The organism is Oleiphilus sp. HI0043, from assembly GCF_001634935.1.
The window spans coordinates 1-631 of sequence record NZ_LWEY01000146.1; the positions used below are offsets into that span (position 1 = coordinate 1).

The 631-nt window shown below is 47.2% G+C and carries 1 protein-coding gene; it reads right to left on the minus strand.

Annotated elements, in window-relative coordinates:
* Positions 1-12: 12 nt before the first annotated feature.
* A partial coding sequence (locus A3729_RS02785) for an MBL fold metallo-hydrolase (RefSeq protein ID WP_197475499.1) occupies positions 13-631 on the minus strand: 619 nt, incomplete at its 5' end.

The window sequence follows — 631 nt, forward strand, 5'->3', positions numbered from 1 at the left end:
AAAATCGATAAATTAAAGTGCTCGAGTTTCTCCAACCTTCATCAATAAAGCATTTTCATCGCCATAGCTTTGATCTATAGCGGCTTGTTTAAAGCGAGGAGGGGCTTCAAATGGGTCTTCAGGTGTCAGCATGATAGCCCCCCAATGCATGCCGATGGTTTTCTGTGCTTTGATACTTCTTGCAATTTCAATGGCATCTTCAGGTGTCGCGTGAACAGAACGCATATACCTTCTTGGCTCATAGGCGCCAATACCAATTAAGGCCAAATCGAAGGGGCCTGCCCGTTCACCTATCTCCTTGAATATCTCACCTTTCGCTGTATCGCCCGAGAACCATATGCTTCTTTCCTTGGAGCGGAAGCTGAAGCTTGCCCATAGGGTCTTGTTGGTATCAAAGAGGCCTCTGCCAGAGAAATGCACGGCGGGTAGTGTGGTGATGGTTAGTTCTTCGACTTGTGTTTCTTGCCACCAGTCTTGCTCAATAACACGCTTGTAGCCTCGCGATGTTAAGAAGCGCTTAAGGCCCAAGGGTACGATGACTAAAGTTTCTTTTTTGTAGGGGTAGGCTCGAAGGGCTAAGTCATCTAAGTGGTCATAGTGGTTGTGGCTGATGGCTATGATATCGGCTTGG